Source organism: Streptomyces sp. NBC_01351, from assembly GCF_036237315.1.
Classification (GTDB): Bacteria; Actinomycetota; Actinomycetes; order Streptomycetales; family Streptomycetaceae; genus Streptomyces.
Genome location: NZ_CP108356.1, coordinates 2,319,890 through 2,336,907, shown reverse-complemented (window position 1 = coordinate 2,336,907; position 17,018 = coordinate 2,319,890). Strand labels below are relative to the sequence as shown.

Annotated in this window: 12 protein-coding genes; 8 read left to right on the top strand and 4 right to left on the bottom strand. The window is 72.8% G+C overall.

Annotated elements, in window-relative coordinates:
- Positions 1-99 precede the first annotated feature (99 nt).
- The 6 genes from OG625_RS10375 to OG625_RS10350 all read left to right on the top strand — a co-directional run bounded on the left by OG625_RS10375 (position 100) and on the right by OG625_RS10350 (position 7,238).
- On the top strand, positions 100-2,868 hold the full coding sequence (locus OG625_RS10375; protein WP_329378595.1) for an FtsK/SpoIIIE family DNA translocase: 2,769 nt from the start codon (positions 100-102) through the stop codon (positions 2,866-2,868).
- Between the two features lie 168 nt (positions 2,869-3,036).
- Entirely contained in the window at positions 3,037-3,942 is a 906-nt protein-coding gene (locus OG625_RS10370) for a helix-turn-helix domain-containing protein (RefSeq protein ID WP_329378593.1), read from the top strand.
- A gap of 126 nt (positions 3,943-4,068) precedes the next feature.
- Positions 4,069-5,556: a 30S ribosomal protein S12 methylthiotransferase RimO gene (gene rimO / locus OG625_RS10365; protein ID WP_329378591.1), complete on the top strand. Its 1,488-nt coding sequence runs from the start codon at positions 4,069-4,071 to the stop codon at positions 5,554-5,556.
- Entirely contained in the window at positions 5,553-6,209 is a 657-nt protein-coding gene (gene pgsA, locus OG625_RS10360) for a CDP-diacylglycerol--glycerol-3-phosphate 3-phosphatidyltransferase (protein WP_329378589.1), read from the top strand. The genes rimO and pgsA overlap by 4 nt, the downstream gene beginning before the upstream one ends.
- On the top strand, positions 6,206-6,751 hold the full coding sequence (locus tag OG625_RS10355; RefSeq protein WP_443067693.1) for a CinA family protein: 546 nt from the start codon (positions 6,206-6,208) through the stop codon (positions 6,749-6,751). Before pgsA ends, OG625_RS10355 begins: the two co-directional genes overlap by 4 nt.
- A gap of 109 nt (positions 6,752-6,860) precedes the next feature.
- The gene (locus tag OG625_RS10350) at positions 6,861-7,238 is read left to right on the top strand and encodes a helix-turn-helix domain-containing protein (protein ID WP_202199433.1); all 378 of its coding nucleotides are present in this window, start codon (positions 6,861-6,863) and stop codon (positions 7,236-7,238) included.
- Positions 7,239-7,701: 463 nt separating this feature from the next.
- On the opposite strand, the gene OG625_RS10345 is transcribed toward OG625_RS10350, so the two are convergent.
- Both OG625_RS10345 and OG625_RS10340 read right to left on the bottom strand, forming a co-directional pair.
- Positions 7,702-8,487, bottom strand: coding sequence for an SDR family NAD(P)-dependent oxidoreductase (locus OG625_RS10345; protein WP_329378586.1), 786 nt, complete (start codon positions 8,485-8,487; stop codon positions 7,702-7,704).
- Between the two features lie 36 nt (positions 8,488-8,523).
- A complete protein-coding gene (locus OG625_RS10340) occupies positions 8,524-9,324 on the bottom strand; it encodes an Fpg/Nei family DNA glycosylase (RefSeq protein ID WP_329378584.1) in 801 nt (266 codons plus the stop codon).
- 547 nt (positions 9,325-9,871) lie between these two features.
- On the opposite strand from OG625_RS10340, the gene OG625_RS10335 reads away from it, so the two are divergent.
- The gene (locus OG625_RS10335; protein ID WP_329378582.1) at positions 9,872-10,579 is read left to right on the top strand and encodes an NADPH-dependent F420 reductase; all 708 of its coding nucleotides are present in this window, start codon (positions 9,872-9,874) and stop codon (positions 10,577-10,579) included.
- Between the two features lie 12 nt (positions 10,580-10,591).
- Here OG625_RS10335 and OG625_RS10330 read toward each other — a convergent pair whose 3' ends face one another.
- Both OG625_RS10330 and OG625_RS10325 read right to left on the bottom strand, forming a co-directional pair.
- Positions 10,592-11,236 (bottom strand): hypothetical protein, encoded by a 645-nt coding sequence (locus tag OG625_RS10330; RefSeq protein ID WP_329378580.1) that lies wholly within the window; start codon positions 11,234-11,236, stop codon positions 10,592-10,594.
- Positions 11,237-11,386: 150 nt separating this feature from the next.
- A complete protein-coding gene (locus tag OG625_RS10325) occupies positions 11,387-15,976 on the bottom strand; it encodes an ATP-dependent helicase (RefSeq protein ID WP_329378578.1) in 4,590 nt (1,529 codons plus the stop codon).
- Between the two features lie 91 nt (positions 15,977-16,067).
- Here OG625_RS10325 and OG625_RS10320 point away from each other — a divergent pair, with 91 nt between their 5' ends.
- A complete protein-coding gene (locus OG625_RS10320; RefSeq protein WP_329378576.1) occupies positions 16,068-16,901 on the top strand; it encodes an AraC family transcriptional regulator in 834 nt (277 codons plus the stop codon).
- Positions 16,902-17,018 lie beyond the last annotated feature (117 nt).

Genomic DNA, 17,018 nt, shown 5'->3' with positions numbered 1-17,018 from the left:
TGTGGTGGGGCGTCAAAGTGCCTGTAGGGCACGCGACACGAACGGGTGAAGGGGTGGGCACGCGTGTCCACCGGGGCACGCCCGGGTAACCTCGGGCGCATGGCCTCAAGTACGTCCGGCAAGGGTTCCCAGAGCACCGCGGGCACCGCGAAGGGCCGCACCGGCCGTACGACGGCGCCGGCGAAGAAGGCGGCGCCCGCGCGCAAGCCGCCCGCGAAGAAGGCCGCGGCGGCCAAGCGCGCCCCGGTCAAGAAGGTCGCGGCCAAGCCCGCGCCGTCCCCGACGGGGGGTGTGGTGCGGCTGGTGCGTGCCGTGTGGCTCGGCTGCGCACACGCGGTCGGCGCGGTCTTCCGCGGTATCGGCCACGGGGCCAAGAACCTCGACCCCGCCCACCGCAAGGACGGCGTCGCGCTGCTGCTGCTCGCGCTCGCGCTGATCGTCGCCGCGGGGACCTGGTCGAATCTGAGCGGTCCCGTCGGGGATCTGGTCACGATGCTGGTCACGGGTGCCTTCGGGCGCCTGGATCTGCTCGTGCCGATCCTGCTCGGCGTCATGGCGGTACGTTTCATCCGCCACCCCGAGCAGACCGACGCCAACGGCCGCATCGGCGTCGGCCTCTCCGCCCTCGTCATCGGCGTGCTGGGCCTGGTCCACATCGCCTGCGGTGCTCCCGGCCGCGACGAGGGCACCACCGCGATGCAGAACGCGGGCGGGCTCGTCGGCTGGGGCGCCTCGAAGCCGCTGATCTTCACGATGGGTGCGCCGCTGGCCGTGCCCATGCTGGTGCTGCTCACCGTCTTCGGGCTACTCGTGGTCACCGCGACCCCGGTCAACGCGATCCCGCAGCGGCTGCGCCGGCTGGGCATCCGGCTCGGGGTCATCGCCCCGAACGAGTACGACGAGGGGTACGGGGAGCAGGAGGACGGCGCGGCCTCGGACCGGCGGGACCGGCATGACGCCGCGCAGTGGCGGGCCCGTGCCGGCGCCGGTCCGGGCTCCGACGATCCGGCGGACGCCGCCGAGGAGGAGGCGTTGGCCCGGCGAAGGCGTCCGCGCAGGGCCCGGCCGGCCATGGACCGGGAGATGGACGCCGTGGACGTGGCCGCGGCGGCCGCCGCGGCGCTGGACGGGGTGGTCTACGGGGGGATGCCGCCCTCGCCCCTCGTCGCCGACCTCACGCAGGGGATCGGTGTCGAGCGGGAGGGTGCGGAGATCACCGCTCCCGTGCCGTCGGCCCGCGAGGAGCGTTCCGTACCGGCCTCCGCTCCCGCCGAGCAGCCGCACGCCACGACCGCCGCGGCCTCCGGGACGCTGTCGGTGCCCGATCTGACCAAGGCCCCGCCCGAGACCCAGCCCTTGCCGCCGCGTGCCGAGCAGCTCCAGCTGCGCGGCGACATCACGTACGCCCTGCCCTCGCTGGACCTGCTGGAGCGGGGCGGTCCGGGCAAGACCCGCAGTGCCGCGAACGATGCCGTGGTCGCCTCGCTGACGAACGTCTTCATGGAGTTCAAGGTCGACGCGAAGGTCACCGGTTTCACCCGGGGTCCGACGGTCACCCGCTACGAGGTGGAGCTCGGCCCCGCGGTCAAGGTCGAGCGGATCACGGCGCTGGCGAAGAACATCGCCTACGCGGTGGCCTCGCCGGACGTGCGGATCATCAGCCCGATCCCGGGCAAGTCGGCGGTCGGCATCGAGATCCCGAACACCGACCGGGAGATGGTCAACCTCGGGGACGTGCTCCGGCTGGCGGACGCGGCCGAGGACGACCATCCGATGCTGGTGGCGCTGGGCAAGGACGTCGAGGGCGGCTACGTCATGGCCAACCTCGCGAAGATGCCGCACGTCCTGGTGGCCGGTGCCACCGGCTCCGGCAAGTCCTCCTGCATCAACTGCCTGATCACCTCGGTGATGGTCCGGGCGACGCCGGAGGACGTGCGGATGGTGCTCGTCGACCCCAAGCGGGTGGAGCTGACGGCGTACGAGGGCATCCCGCACCTGATCACGCCGATCATCACCAATCCCAAGCGGGCCGCCGAGGCACTGCAGTGGGTCGTGCGCGAGATGGACCTGCGCTACGACGACCTGGCCGCCTTCGGCTACCGGCACATCGACGACTTCAACCAGGCGATCCGGGACGGCAAGATCAAACTGCCGCCGGGCAGCGAGCGGGAGCTCAGCCCGTACCCGTACCTGCTGGTGATCGTCGACGAGCTGGCCGACCTGATGATGGTGGCCCCGCGCGACGTGGAGGACTCGATCGTCCGCATCACCCAGCTGGCCCGCGCGGCCGGCATCCACCTGGTGCTGGCGACGCAGCGGCCCTCGGTGGACGTGGTGACCGGTCTGATCAAGGCGAACGTGCCCTCGCGGCTGGCCTTCGCGACCTCCTCGCTGGCCGACAGCCGGGTCATCCTCGACCAGCCGGGCGCGGAGAAGCTCATCGGCAAGGGCGACGGGCTGTTCCTGCCGATGGGGGCGAACAAGCCCGTCCGCCTGCAGGGCGCCTTCGTCACCGAGGACGAGATCGCCGGGATCGTGCAGCACTGCAAGGACCAGATGGCGCCCGTCTTCCGGGAGGACGTCACCGTCGGGCAGAAGCAGAAGAAGGAGATCGACGAGGACATCGGCGACGACCTGGACCTGCTGTGCCAGGCGGCGGAGCTGGTGGTCTCGACCCAGTTCGGCTCCACCTCGATGCTCCAGCGCAAGCTGCGGGTGGGCTTCGCGAAGGCCGGCCGGCTCATGGACCTGATGGAGTCGCGGGGAATCGTCGGCCCGAGCGAGGGTTCGAAGGCGCGCGACGTCCTGCTCAAGGCCGACGAGCTGGACGCCGTGCTGGCCGTCATCCGAGGCGAGACCGGACCGTAAGGAAACGCCGGGCAACCGTTTCCCTTGGGCCCGCGTCCAGTTGAACGGAGGGTAGCTTCCCTCGCCATTCGGATGGCGTAGGAAGTGCACCCTCCGGTTGCTCCACCCTTTCGTCACCCCCCTAGACTGGACATCCAGCAGGTGGCTACACGCTCGAAAGGCGCCCTCGTGTCCATCGGCAACTCCAACTCCCCCGAAGAAGAGCGTCCTTCGACCGACGACCGGTCCGAGGACCGTCTTGTCGAACGTTCCGTCGAAGGACCGTCCATCGGGACGGCCCTCAAGAAGGCCCGGATCGCCGCCGGGCTCACTGTCGACGAGGTCAGTTCCACCACCCGCGTGCGCATCCCGATCGTGCACGCGATCGAAGAGGACGACTTCACGCGGTGCGGCGGCGACGTCTACGCCCGCGGTCACATCCGTACGCTCGCCCGCGCCGTGCACCTCGATCCGGAACCCCTGGTCGAGGCCTACGACGCGGCCCACGGCGGCCGGCCGGCACCCACCCCCGCCGCGCCGATGTTCGAAGCCGAACGGATCCGCCCCGAGCGGCAGCGGCCCAACTGGACCGCCGCCATGGTCGCCGCCATCGTCGCCGTGATCGGCTTCGTGGGCTTCACCGCCTTCAGCGGCGGCGACGAGAAGGGCAAGCGGCCGGTGGCGGAAGGTTCCACCGCGCCGAAGCCCGCACCCAAGCAGAGCGGCGGAAAGCCCGCCGCGCAGCCCGAGCAGACCACCCCGGCCCCGCAGGCGCCCAAGCCGGAGCCTTCGGACAGCGCCATCGCCGCGGCACCCAAGGACCTCGTCACGGTCGTCCTGACGGCCGATACGGGCGAGAGCTGGATCTCGGCGAAGGACTCCACCGGCCGGCTGCTCTTCGACGGAACCCTCGATCAGGGCGAGTCCAAGACCTTCACGGACAAGGAGTCCGTCGACCTCGTGCTCGGCGACGCCGGGGCCGTGAAGCTGTTCGTGAACGGCAAGGAGATCAAGGACGACTTCCAGCCGGGTCAGGTGGAACGTCTCACATACACCAAGGAAGACCCGCTCCAGGATCAGCCGCAGGCGGGCTGAGCCTGGGCCGCCCTAGGGCGGAACGCTTCAATCCGGATCCCCGGGGTGCCCTTCCGCACCCCGGGGATCTTGATGTAAGGGGACTTGGGGCCGGGACCCGCGCCGGGACGAAGTAGTCTTGAGTCCATGCCCGAACGCCGTACCGTCGCCCTTGTCACTCTTGGCTGCGCCCGTAACGAGGTGGACTCGGAGGAGCTCGCAGGCCGCTTGGCGGCGGATGGCTGGGAGCTCGTCGAGGACGCCGCCGATGCGGACGTAGCCGTCGTCAACACCTGCGGCTTCGTCGAAGCCGCCAAGAAGGACTCCGTAGACGCCCTGCTGGAAGCCAACGATCTCAAGGATCACGGCAAGACGCAGGCCGTCGTCGCCGTCGGCTGTATGGCCGAGCGCTACGGCAAGGAACTCGCCGAAGCGCTCCCCGAAGCCGACGGAGTCCTCGGCTTCGACGACTACGCCGACATCTCCGACCGCCTCCAGACCATCCTCAACGGCGGCGTCCACGCCTCCCACACCCCGCGCGACCGGCGCAAGCTGCTGCCGATCAGCCCGGCGGAGCGCCAGGACACCGCGGTGGCCCTGCCCGGCCACGCCCAGGAGCCGGAGGCTTCCCCCGCGGACCTCCCGGACGGGCTCGCACCCGCCTCCGGGCCGCGCGCGCCCCTGCGCCGCCGTCTCGACAAGAGCCCCGTGGCCTCGGTCAAGCTGGCCTCCGGCTGCGACCGGCGCTGCTCCTTCTGCGCCATCCCGTCCTTCCGCGGCTCCTTCATCTCCCGCCGCCCCAGCGACGTGCTGGGCGAGACCCGCTGGCTCGCCGAGCAGGGCGTCAAGGAGATCATGCTGGTCTCCGAGAACAACACCTCGTACGGCAAGGACCTCGGCGACATCCGCCTGCTGGAGACCCTGCTGCCCGAGCTCGCCGAGGTGGACGGCATCGAGCGCGTGCGAGTGAGCTACCTCCAGCCGGCCGAGATGCGGCCCGGCCTGATCGACGTACTCACCTCGACCCCCAAGGTCGTGCCGTACTTCGACCTGTCCTTCCAGCACTCCGCGCCCGACGTGCTGCGCGCCATGCGCCGCTTCGGTGACACCGACCGCTTCCTGGAGCTGCTGGACACCATCCGCTCCAAGGCCCCGACGGCCGGCGTCCGGTCCAACTTCATCGTCGGCTTCCCCGGCGAGAAGGAGTCGGACTTCGCCGAGCTGGAGCGTTTCCTCACCCACGCCCGCCTCGACGCCATCGGCGTCTTCGGTTACTCGGACGAGGACGGCACCGAAGCCGTCGGGTACGAGGGCAAGCTGGACGCGGACACGATCGCCGAGCGCCTCGCGCACATGCAGCGGCTCGCCGAGGAGCTCACTTCGCAGCGCGCGGAGGAGCGGATCGGAGAGACCCTGGAAGTACTCGTCGAGTCGGTGGAGGCCGTGGACGAGGATGGCGACGGGGCCTACGGGCGCGCGGCGCACCAGGCCCCCGAGACCGACGGCCAGGTCGTCTTCACGGACAGCACGGGCCTGGTCCCCGGGCGTATCGTCACGGCGAAGGTGGTCGGCACCCTGGGTGTGGACCTGGTGGCGGAGCCCCTGGGCGTGGATCTTGAGGAGGCGGCCGGATGACCGGAGTCCCGGCATCTGCGGCGGGCGGGACCGGCCGCCGGCCCGCGCCCGGCGCGAAGCTCGGGGCCGCGGCGGTCAATCAGGCCAGCCTGTGGAACATCGCCAACATCCTGACGATGATCCGGCTCGTGCTGGTGCCGGGGTTCGTCTTCCTGCTGCTCGCCGAGGGCGGGTACGACCCGGCTTGGCGGGCGTGGGCGTGGGCGGCGTTCGCCGTCGCCATGATCACGGACATCTTCGACGGGCACCTGGCCCGGACGTACAACCTGGTCACGGACTTCGGCAAGATCGCCGACCCGATCGCCGACAAGGCGATCATGGGGTCGGCGCTGATCTGCCTCTCCTGGCTGGGTGACCTGCCCTGGTGGGTGACCGGGGTGATCCTGGGCCGCGAGCTCGGGATCACGCTGCTGCGCTTCTGGGTGATCCGCTACGGAGTGATTCCGGCCAGCCGGGGCGGCAAGATCAAGACCTTGGCCCAGGGAACGGCCGTGGGCATGTACGTACTGGCCCTGACCGGGCCGCTGGCGACCTTGCGCTTCTGGGTGATGGCGCTCGCCGTGGTGCTGACCGTGCTCACCGGTTTGGACTACATCCGGCAGGCGGTCGTCCTGCGCCGCAAGGGTCTCGCGGCGGAGCGGGCCGGGGCGTGACGGATTCTGCGGGGGCGGAAGACGGCGCCGGTGTTCTGGTGGTGGCGACGGAAGTGCTGCGACTGCTCGCGGAGAGTGACGAGACCCTCGCCGTCGCCGAATCGCTGACCGGCGGCATGGTGGCCGCCGAGCTCACGGCCGTCCCCGGAGCCTCCAGGTCGTTCCGCGGCTCTGTCACGGCGTACGCCACGGAACTCAAGCACCGGGTCCTGGGAGTGGACGCGCAGCTGCTCGCCGCCGAAGGCGCGGTGAACGCGCAGGTCGCCGAGGAGATGGCGGCCGGAGTGCGGCGGGTCCTGGACGCCTCGTGGGGGATCGCGACCACCGGAGTGGCCGGCCCGGACCCGCAGGACGGGCAGCCGGTGGGCACCGTCTTCGTCGCCGTGGACGGTCCGGTGGGCAGGAAAACGGCTCGGCTGAGGTTGAACGGCTCCCGTGCGGAAATCCGTAGGGAGAGTGCACGCACAGTGCTCGAACTTCTCTCAAGCCAACTCCGTGAGAATGCGCGGAGGCAGGATACGGAACAGAACGGGGGGATTTGATGTTTGCAGCCCTGAGTGAACACGACATCGCTCCCCGCACGGCCGCGGCGCGAGGCGGTACGGTGGGGCGTGAAGGATGCGGCTACACGGTCAGAGGAGGGAGCCACCGATGATTCTGCTCCGTCGCCTGCTGGGTGACGTGCTGCGTCGGCAGCGCCAGCGCCAGGGCCGTACTCTGCGCGAAGTCTCCTCGTCGGCCCGAGTTTCGCTCGGCTATCTCTCCGAGGTGGAGCGGGGGCAGAAGGAGGCATCCTCCGAGCTGCTCTCCGCGATCTGCGACGCGTTGGACGTACGGATGTCCGAGCTGATGCGCGAAGTCAGTGATGAACTGTCGCTGGCCGAGCTGGCACAGTCGGCCGCGGCAAGCGAACCGGTGAGTGTGCCGGTACGCCCGATGCTCAATTCGGTCTCCATGGCTTCGGTCACGGGACCGGAGCGGGTGACCATCAAGGCGCCTGCGGAAGCGGTGAATGTCGTAGCCGCGTGAGCGTGCACGTCAGTGTGTGAGTGTGGCCGGAGCCCCGGCCGGTGCGTCAGGCACCGGTCGGGGCTCCCTGCCGTTCTGGGTGCGGGGGCGCGGGGGGTGGGGGAGGATGGGGCCGTCCGGGTCCCGGCCCTCCCCCAGACTCCGTCTGGGGGCACCCCCAGGGAGGTAGCCGTGCGGCGGTTACTGCGCATTCCTGTGGCGTCGGCCCTCGTGGCGTCGGCCCTCGTGGCGCCGGCCCTTGTGGCGGGGGCGCTGTGGTGGTGGGCCGTACTGCGGCTGGTGCTCGCGCCGGGGGATTCCGGGCCCGTGGAAGGTGCGGTGGCGGTGGGCGGCTGGGGGCTGGGGCTGCTGCCGGTGCACTGTGTGCCGCGGCCGGTGCGGAGGGCGCGGCGGCGGTCGGTGGGTGGGGCCGACGGGTCGGCTGGTCGGGCCGATGGGCCCGCTGGTGAGGATGTGGGTGCCCTTACCAGGGCATCGACACTCCGCCGTTCGGGCGAAGGATCTGGCCCGTCATGAACGACGAGGCGTCCGAGGCCAGGTAGAGCACGGCCTGGGCGATGTCCTCGGGCTCGCCCACGCGGCGCAGCGGGGACATCCGCGTCATCATCGCCTCGGTCTGCTCCTGGACCTCGGGGCTGTGCCGGCCGGTCATCGGGGTGCGGATCCAGCCGGGCGCGACGGCGTTGACGCGGATGCCGTGCGGGCCGGCCTCGGTGGCGAGGGTCTTGGTCAGCTGGACGACGGCGGCCTTGGCGGCGCTGTAGCAGAGCAGGCCCGGCTGGGCCGCGTCCACGGCGCCGGAGGCCATGGTGATGATCGAGCCGGGGCGGCCCGCAGTGATCATGGAGCGGGTGGCCTCCTGGCAGGTGCGCAGGACCCCCTTGAAGTTGATGTCCAGGACCCGGTCGAGGTCCTCGTCGGTCGTCTCCAGGACGCTGCTGCTGTGCATGACCCCGGCGATCGCGGCGGCGATGTCGAGCGGGCCGGCCGCGGTCACGGCCGCGCGCAGGGCGGCGCGGTCGGTGACGTCGAAGATGTGGACGGTGGCGGCGCCGCCGCCCGCCTTGGAGATGAGGGCGGCCGTTTCGGCGAGGCCCTGCTCGTCGCGGTCGGCGCAGTGCACATGCGCACCCGCCCCGGCGAGTAGGGCGGCGGTGGCGCGGCCGATGCCGCTGGCGGCGCCGGTGACCAGGGCGGTGCGGCCGGTGAGGTCGTACGTGGCTGTGGCTGTGGGCGTGGGTGTGGGCATGTCGGGACCGTACGAGCGGATCTGACGGTGCGTCAACTAGGCGGTCGGGCCCGATTGGCAGCGCGGGCACCAGTAGGTGGGGCGGCCGTCCTGCGGGGCCTCGCGGACGGGGGTGCCGCAGCGCAGGCAGGGGGCGTGCGTGCGTCCGTACACGAACAGCTCCTGGCCGGGGCGGCGGCTGCCGGTGGTGTTGCGGCGCGGGTGGGCGTCGCCGACGTTCGCGGCGAGCAGGCGGTGGGCGGCGGCGGTCAGCCGGGGGAGCGTGGCCTCGGGGTCGGGGAGCGCGCCGACCGGGGTCCAGGGGGTGACCTGGGCGAGGAAGCAGAGCTCGGCCTTGTAGATGTTGCCGATCCCGGCCAGGTTGCGCTGGTCGAGGAGGGCCTCGCCGAGGGGGCGGTCGGGGGCGGCGAGGAGGTTGGCGGCCGCGAGGTCGGGGTCCCAATCCGGGCCGAGGAGGTCGGGGCCCAGGTGGCCGACGGCACGGTCCTCCTCGGCGGTGCGGATCAGTTCCAGGACGGGGAGGCGGTAGCCGACGGCGGTGTGCTCGGAGGTGCCCAGGATGGCCCGGATCTCGTGGGCGGGGCCGCCGCGCCAGGGCGCTCCCGCGGGGAAGACGTGCCAGGCGCCGTCCATGCGGAGGTGGCTGTGCAGGGTGAGCCCGCCCTCGAAGCGGGCGAGGAGGTGCTTGCCGCGGGGCGTGACGTCGAGGGTGACGCGGCCGGTGAGGTCGGCGGTGGCGAAGCGGGGGACCCGCAGGTCGCTGCGGGTGAGGGGCTTGCCGGCGAGGGCGGTGTGCAGGCGGGTCGCCGCACGCCGGATGCTGTCTCCTTCGGGCATGGGCTCATTGTGCGGTGCCCGCGGTGACCGCGGACCTTGGTGGGGGTGCGTGGTGACTGCGGGGTGGGTGGGGAGGTGTGGGTTCGGCTGGGATCGCGGGGGGTGGGTGGCGGCGGGTGGTGGGGTACCCGCAGGTACCGGGCGGGTGCGGGTGCGGGTGCTGGCGTGCGGGTGGGCCGGCGGCGTTCCGCGGGGGCGGGGTCGGGTGGTTCCGCCGGGGCCGGGGGTGCGGCGGGGCGTCTCCTCGGGCGTCGAACGTCTCCAGGGGTCGGTGGGCCGAGGGGGTTGCGTTCGACGCCCTGCGGGGGCGCCGCGCCGCACCCCGTCCCCGGCGGGCCGGGTTCCCGTAGACGTCGTGCTCGGGCAGTGGTGAGGGGCGCGTCCGCCTGCTCGGCGATCGGCTCTTCGGCCACCTGGGCGATCGGCTCGAGCCGGTTCGGGTCGTGCCTGCGCGTCCGCCGCCGGGGGGCGGCGAGATGGCCGCACATCCGCTGAACATGGATCCCTGGCGGAACGAGTGGTTCCTGTGTGAGAACGGAGCATCGGCATGAAGGTCGCAGTGCTCGGCACCGGCGGTGGAGGTCGCGCGCACGCGGCCCGGCTGCTGGAACTCGGTCACGAGGTGTACGTCGGCACCCGGGACTCCCAGGTCACCCTCGGCCGCGCCGAACCCGACTTCATGGGCATCGACCCCTTCGGGCAGTGGGTCGCCGGCTATCCGGGCATCGAGCTCCGGAACTTCGACGAGGCCGCGGCCGCGGCCGACTTCGTCATCAACGGGATCGACGGCGCCAACGCCGTGCGCGTGCTCGCCGGGATCGGTGAGCACCTGGCCGGCAAGATCCTGATGGACTACGCCGTCCCGTTCGTCTACAACCCGGAGCAGGCCCACCCCTGGCCCACGCCCTGGGGGGTGATGCCCGCTCTGGACCCGGTGGACCACGACAGTCTGGGGGAGCGGATCCAGCGCGCCCTCCCGGAGGTCAAGGTGGTCAAGGCGTGCGTCACGCAGGAGCAGGAGACGGTCGTCAATCCGAGGGCCGTGGCCGGGGGCGACCACACGATGTTCGTCGCGGGCGACCACGACGATGCCAAGGCGGAGGTCACCGCGCTGCTGCGGGCCTACGGCTGGCAGGACGTCCTCGACCTCGGTCCGCTCGTCTCCTCGCGCGGCATGGAGATGTACTCCCACATGCACAGCGCGATCCAGTTCGCGCTCGGCGGCGCCCGCTTCGGCATCAAGGTGATGCGCTGAGGGGCTCGTCCGTCACTTCCAGACGAGGCCCTTGGAGTTGGTCGAGAGGTTGTACGGGTTGCCCCAGTACTCGGCCGCGGAGACCTTCGTCTGTGCCGACGGGGCGAGGGCCACCGCGCAGCCGGTTTGCGTCTGGCCGTTGGTGAAGCCCTTCGGCAGCGACTCGTTCGGGCACTTCTCGAACTTGCCGACGATCGACAGGCCCTGGGCCTCGGTGCCGTCGCCGAGCAGGCCCTTGATGTGGCCGACCGAGGAGTAGGAGAGGTCGACGTCGCCGATGTTCTTGATCGTGTAGCGGATGTAGTACGGGACCTTGCCGTTCACCTTGTCACCGAGCTTCAGCGGGTCCAGGTCGGTGGGGCTGCCCTGCTCGATCGCGGTGACGGTGAGCGCGAGCCGGCCGCCCTTGGTCTTTCCGTAGTCGAACGGGATCTGCGCCGTCTCGCCGAGCTTGAAGGTCTGGCCGGACTTCGCCGTGTCCTCAGCGCCGGCGGAGGGGCTTGCGGGGGCCGCGCTGGGGCCGGCCGGGGCGGAAGCGGTCGGCTCGGCCGGGGCGGGCTCCTCGTTGCCGTTCTTGCAGCCGGTCAGGGCCAGGGTGCCGACGGCCGCGAGGGCGACCGCGGTCAGGATGGGCTTGCGCATGCCGATGGTGCTCACTCTTGTTCTCCCCCAAGACGGTGTGTGTGGACCTCTTGATAAGGGGTGAGCGAGAGGGGCCGCCGGCTCAGGGGCCGTTGGCGACGGTCCTGTGACATGCCCAGAACAGGTGCGGCACAGTCGGTACCAGGTTGCCGCAGTGGGAGTCCGTCAGGAGCGCAGGCGCAGCCCCCTCGGAGTGGCGTGGAAACCGGCCGACTCCAGTGCCGGGCCGAGCGGGGACGTCAGGGAGGCGGCCGCGTTGATCCGCTCCACCGTGAGCGCCGGGAGGGTGCCCGCGCGGGAGGCCGCGGCGAGGGACGCCACGGCTGCGCCCAGGCGCGGGTCGGCGGGGTCCGGCCAGGCCAGGAGGGTCTTGCCGCCGCGCTCCAGGTACAGGGTCAGCTCACCGTCCACCAGGACCACCAGGGAGCCCGCCTTGCGGCCCGGCTTGTGCGTGGCCCCGGCCGGCGGCTCAGGCCAGGGCAGCGCCGCGCCGTACGCGTTCGCCGGGTCGGCCGCGGCCAGGACCACCGCCGCCAGTGGGGGCGGGGTGCGCTCGGCGGCCCGGAGCCGGTCCACCGCGCCGTCCATCGCGAACTGGGCCGCGCCCAGCCCCTCGACCACATAGCCGCGCCGGGCCTGCCCGCTGTCCTCGAAGGCCGACAGGATGCGGTAGACCGAGCTGAAGCCCCCCTCGACGCCCTCCGCCGCCACCGCACCCCGCGTCACCACCCCGTGCCGGTCCAGCAGGGTGCGGGCCAGGGCGTGGGCCCGGTGCGTGGGGTCGGGAGCCTGGGACGGCAGCAGCGACCAGCGGCCCGAGACCGTGGGCGGGCCCGTACGGGACACCGTCGCGCTCAGCGTCCCGTACCGGCCGCGGGGCACGGTGCGCCGGGCGCGGTGGGCGGTCGAGCCCGCCGTTCGGCCCGAGCCCAGCAGGGAACGCAGCGGGGCCAGGGTGTCATTGGTGAGCCGGCCCGACCAGGCCAGATCCCAGACGGCGGAGGACAGCTCCAGGTCCGAGGCCTCGGGATGCCGCGCGCGGACCGCCTGGGTGAGCTGGCGGAAGAACAGCCCGTACCCGCCGGCCAGGGCGTCCAGCACCGCCTGGTGCAGGGGGCTCAGCTCCAGGGGGTGTGGTGGCGGAAGGAGCAGCGGGGCCGACTCCGCCAGGTAGAGGGAGATCCAGCCGTCCTTGCCCGGGAGGGCCCCCGCGCCCGCCCAGACGACTTCGCCCGTGGTCGTCAGTTCGTCCAGCAGGGCGGGGGAGTATCCCGCCACCCGCGACGGGAGGATGAGGCGTTCCAGCGCGGACGCCGGGACGGGGGCGCCCTGGAGCTGCTCCACCGCCCGGGCCAGGCCGTCGATACCGCGCAGGGCCCCGCCCAGGTGCTGCCACTGCGGGAGGAAGGTGGCCAGCGAGGTCGGCGGGACGGGCTCCACCTCCTGGCGCAGCGCGGCCAGCGAGCGGCGCCGCAGCCTGCGCAGCACCGTCGCATCGCACCACTCCTGGCCGATGCCCGCCGGATGGAACTCGCCCTGGACCACCCGGCCGGCCGCCGCGAGCCGGTTCAGGGCGCCCTCGGTCACGGCCGGGCCCAGACCGAAGCGGGCGGCGACGGCGGCCGTGGTGAACGGCCCGTGGGTGCGCGCGTACCGGGCGAGGAGGTCGCCCAGCGGGTCCTTGACCGGCTCGGTGAACGCCTCCGGGACGCCCACCGGGAGCGCCGTGCCCAGCGCGTCCCGCAGCCGGCCCGCGTCCTCGATGGCCGCCCAGTGGTCGGCGCCGCCGATCCGGACCCGGATCGCTCGGCGGGCCGAGGCCAGGCCGGGGGCCCAGCCCGGATCCGCGCCGCGCTCGGTCAACTCGGCGTCCGTCAGCGGGCCCAGCAGCCGCAGCAGGTCCGCGACCGACTCGGCGTCCTTGGCCCGCCGGTCCTCGGTGAGCCACTGGAGCTCCCGCTCCAGCTCCTCCAGCACCTGTTCGTCGAGCAGTTCGCGCAGCTCCGCCTGGCCGAGCAGCTCGGCCAGCAGCCGGGAGTCCAGCGACAGCGCAGCCGCCCTGCGCTCGGCGAGCGGCGAGTCGCCCTCGTAGAGGAACTGGGCGACGTACCCGAACAGGAGGGAACGGGCGAAGGGGGAGGGCTCCTGGGTGGTGACCTCGACGAGGCGGACCCGGCGCGCCTCGATGTCGCCCATCAGCTCGGTCAGCCCGGGCACGTCGAAAACGTCCTGGAGGCATTCGCGTACGGCTTCCAGCACGATCGGGAAGGATCCGAACTCCGACGCCACCTGGAGCAGTTGGGACGCGCGCTGGCGCTGCTGCCACAGCGGGGTGCGCTTGCCGGGGCTGCGGCGCGGCAACAGCAGGGCGCGCGCCGCGCATTCGCGGAAGCGGGAGGCGAACAGGGCGGAGCCGCCCACCTGGTCCGTGACGATCTGAATGACCTCGCCCTGGTCGAAGGCGACGTCGGCGGCGCCCAGCGGGGCCTGCTCGTCGTCGAACTCGAAGGCGGGCGCCTTCGTCGGGTCGTGGTCCAACAGGTCCATCGACAGCAGGTCCGCATCCGGGAGGCGGAGCACGATGCCGTCGTCCGCGTGCATCACCTGCGCGTCCATGCCGTACTTCTCGGCGAGGCGGGCGCCCAGCGCCAGCGCCCAGGGGGCGTGCACCTGCGCGCCGAAGGGGGAGTGGACGACGACCCGCCAGTCGCCGAGCTCGTCGCGGAAGCGCTCGACGACGATGGTCCGGTCGTCCGGTACGTGACCGCAGGCCTCGCGCTGTTCGGCGAGGTAGGACAGCACGTTCTCGGCGGCCCAGGCGTCCAGGCCGGCCGCCAGCAGCCGCAGCCGTGCGTCCTCCTCGGTCAGGCCGCCGAGCTCGCGCAGGAACGCGCCCACCGCGCGGCCCAGTTCGAGCGGGCGGCCCAGCTGGTCGCCCTTCCAGAACGGCAGCCGGCCCGGCAACCCGGGGGCCGGGGTGACCAGGACCCGGTCCCGGGTGATGTCCTCGATCCGCCACGAGGTGGTGCCCAGGGTGAAGACGTCCCCGACGCGGGACTCGTACACCATCTCCTCGTCGAGCTCGCCGACCCGCCCCCCGCCCTTCTTGGGGTCCGAGCCGGCCAGGAACACCCCGAAGAGGCCCCGGTCCGGGATGGTGCCGCCGGAGGTGACCGCGAGGCGCTGCGCCCCCGGCCGCCCGGTGATCGTCCCCGCGACCCGGTCCCACACCACGCGGGGTCTGAGCTCGGCGAACGCGTCCGACGGATAGCGGCCCGCCAGCATGTCCAGCACGGCCGTGAACGCCGACTCCGGCAGCGCCGCGAAGGGCGCCGCCCGCCGCACGAGCGCGAGGAGGTCGTCCAGCTGCCAGGTGTCCATCGCGGTCATCGCGACCAGCTGCTGGGCGAGGACGTCGAGCGGGTTGGAGGGGATGCGGAGGGATTCGATCGAGCCGGTGCGCATCCGCTCGGTGACCACGGCGGCCTGGACGAGGTCGCCGCGGTACTTGGGGAAGACGACGCCGGTGGAGACCGCGCCGACCTGGTGTCCGGCCCGGCCGACCCGCTGGAGCCCGGAGGCCACCGAGGGCGGGGACTCCACCTGCACCACCAGGTCCACCGCGCCCATGTCGATGCCCAGCTCCAGACTGGAGGTGGCGACCACGGCCGGCAGCCGGCCCGCCTTCAGGTCCTCCTCGACCAGGGCCCGCTGCTCCTTGGACACCGAACCGTGGTGCGCGCGGGCCAGCAGCGGCGGGGCGCCGTGGGCGGCGCCCGACTGGGCCATGATCTCGGCAGGGGGCTTCCCCTCGGGAAGGCGCTCGCCCATGGCGCGCTCGTACGCGATCTCGTTCAGCCGGTTGCACAGCCGCTCGGCGAGACGCCGGGAGTTCGCGAACACGATCGTCGAGCGGTGCGCCTGCACCAAGTCCGCGATGCGCTCCTCCACGTGCGGCCAGATCGACGGCTTGTCCCCGCCCTCCTTGCCCTCGCTCGCGGGGGAACCGCCCAACTCGCCCATGTCCTGCACCGGGACGACCACCGAGAGGTCGAACTCCTTGGTGGACGGCGGCTGGACGATCTCGACCTTGCCGCGCGGCGCGAGGTACCGGGCCACCTCGTCCACCGGCCGGACCGTCGCCGACAGCCCGATCCGGCGGGCCGGGCGCGGCAGCAGCTCGTCGAGCCGCTCCAGGGACAGCGCGAGGTGCGCCCCGCGCTTCGTGCCCGCGACGGCGTGCACCTCGTCCAGGATCACCGTCTCGATGCCGGAGAGGGCCTCGCGCGCGGCCGAGGTCAGCATCAGGAACAGCGACTCGGGCGTGGTGATCAGGATGTCCGGCGGGCGGGTCGCCAGCGCCCGGCGCTCGGCGGGCGGGGTGTCGCCGGAGCGGATCCCGACCCGGATCTCCGGCTCGGGCAGGCCGAGGCGCACCGACTCCTGGCGGATCCCGGTCAGCGGACTGCGCAGGTTCCGCTCGACGTCCACGGCCAAGGCCTTGAGCGGGGACACGTACAGGACGCGGCAGCGCTTCCTCGGCTCGGCGGGCGGCGGGGCCGACGCGAGCTGGTCGAGGGCGGCGAGGAAGGCGGCCAGGGTCTTGCCGGAGCCGGTGGGCGCGACGACGAGCACGTCCGACCCCTCCGAGATGGCCTGCCAGGCGCCCTCCTGGGCGGAGGTGGGCGTCAGGAAGGCCCCCGTGAACCAGGAGCGGGTCGCGGGGGAGAACGAATCGAGCGCGGAGCCGGCCATGCCCCCATCGTGCACCCCGCCACTGACAACGGGCCGGAGCCGGGTCGGACCTGGGGAAACGTACGTCGGCGGGCGGGCGCAGAATGGGGGGATGGGGACGGACGCGGCGGGCAGGGAGTGGGCCAGGCACTGGCAGTACCCGGAGCTGCCCGGGCTGGACCTGCTGCGTGCCCACTACGTACGCCACACCTTCCCGCGCCACGCTCACGACGGGTACGTCATCGCGGCCGTCACCGGCGGCATCGAGGAGATCGGCCTCCCCGGCGGCGCCGTGCGCGCGGGGCCGGGCAGCGTGGTCCTGATCAACCCCGAGGTGCCGCACACCGCGCGCGCCGGCGTCCCCGAGGGCTGGGCGTACGCCACCCTCTACCCGTCCCGCGCGCTGATCACCGAGGTCGCCGCCGAGATCGGCACCCTGCGGGGGACCCCCGGCTTCACCGCCGACATGGTCGCCGACGCGCAGGGTTCGCAGGCGATCACCGAGGTGCACCGGGCGGCGGAGGCCGGGAACGCGCTGGCCGCCGACACCCTGCTGCGGGGCGTGGTGGCGCGGATGCTGACCCGGCACGCCGGACCGCTGCCCGCCCGTACCGTCCGCGGCGCGGGAGGCGTCGACGCGGCGGCGGCGCGTGCCGTGCTGGAGGAGCGGATGGCCGATCCCCCGTCGCTGGAGCAGCTCGCGGCGGAACTCGGCACGAGCCCCTTCGCGCTGCTGCGGGCCTTCCGGGAGCGGTACGGGATGCCGCCGCACACCTGGCTCACCGATGCCCGGGTCCGCCGGGCACGCAGACTCCTCGACGCGGGCACCCCGCCGGCGGAGGCGGCCGTCGCCGTCGGCTTCACCGACCAGCCGCACCTGAACCGGCACTTCACCCGGATCGTGGGGGTCCCGCCGGGCGCCTACCGGCGGGAGCGGGCCGTCTAGGCTGCCGCCGCCCGGCGCGGTGGTGGAGCGGGACGGGCCGCTCGTGCCCACGCACTACGGCACGGGACGTGCTCACCGCGCTGCTCGGCGCGCCGGTGCGGCGCCGCGGCTGACCTC

Excerpts from the sequence above, each read along its gene's own strand:
- OG625_RS10375 (WP_329378595.1), top strand. The coding sequence starts at position 100 with ATGGCCTCAAGTACGTCCGGCAAGGGTTCCCAGAGCACCGCGGGCACC.
- pgsA (WP_329378589.1), top strand. The coding sequence starts at position 5,553 with ATGACCGGAGTCCCGGCATCTGCGGCGGGCGGGACCGGCCGCCGGCCC.
- rimO (WP_329378591.1), top strand. The coding sequence starts at position 4,069 with ATGCCCGAACGCCGTACCGTCGCCCTTGTCACTCTTGGCTGCGCCCGT.
- OG625_RS10345 (WP_329378586.1), bottom strand. The coding sequence starts at position 8,487 with ATGCCCACACCCACGCCCACAGCCACAGCCACGTACGACCTCACCGGC.
- OG625_RS10325 (WP_329378578.1), bottom strand. The coding sequence starts at position 15,976 with ATGGCCGGCTCCGCGCTCGATTCGTTCTCCCCCGCGACCCGCTCCTGG.
- OG625_RS10350 (WP_202199433.1), top strand. The coding sequence starts at position 6,861 with ATGATTCTGCTCCGTCGCCTGCTGGGTGACGTGCTGCGTCGGCAGCGC.
- OG625_RS10335 (WP_329378582.1), top strand. The coding sequence starts at position 9,872 with ATGAAGGTCGCAGTGCTCGGCACCGGCGGTGGAGGTCGCGCGCACGCG.
- OG625_RS10320 (WP_329378576.1), top strand. The coding sequence starts at position 16,068 with ATGGGGACGGACGCGGCGGGCAGGGAGTGGGCCAGGCACTGGCAGTAC.
- OG625_RS10340 (WP_329378584.1), bottom strand. The coding sequence starts at position 9,324 with ATGCCCGAAGGAGACAGCATCCGGCGTGCGGCGACCCGCCTGCACACC.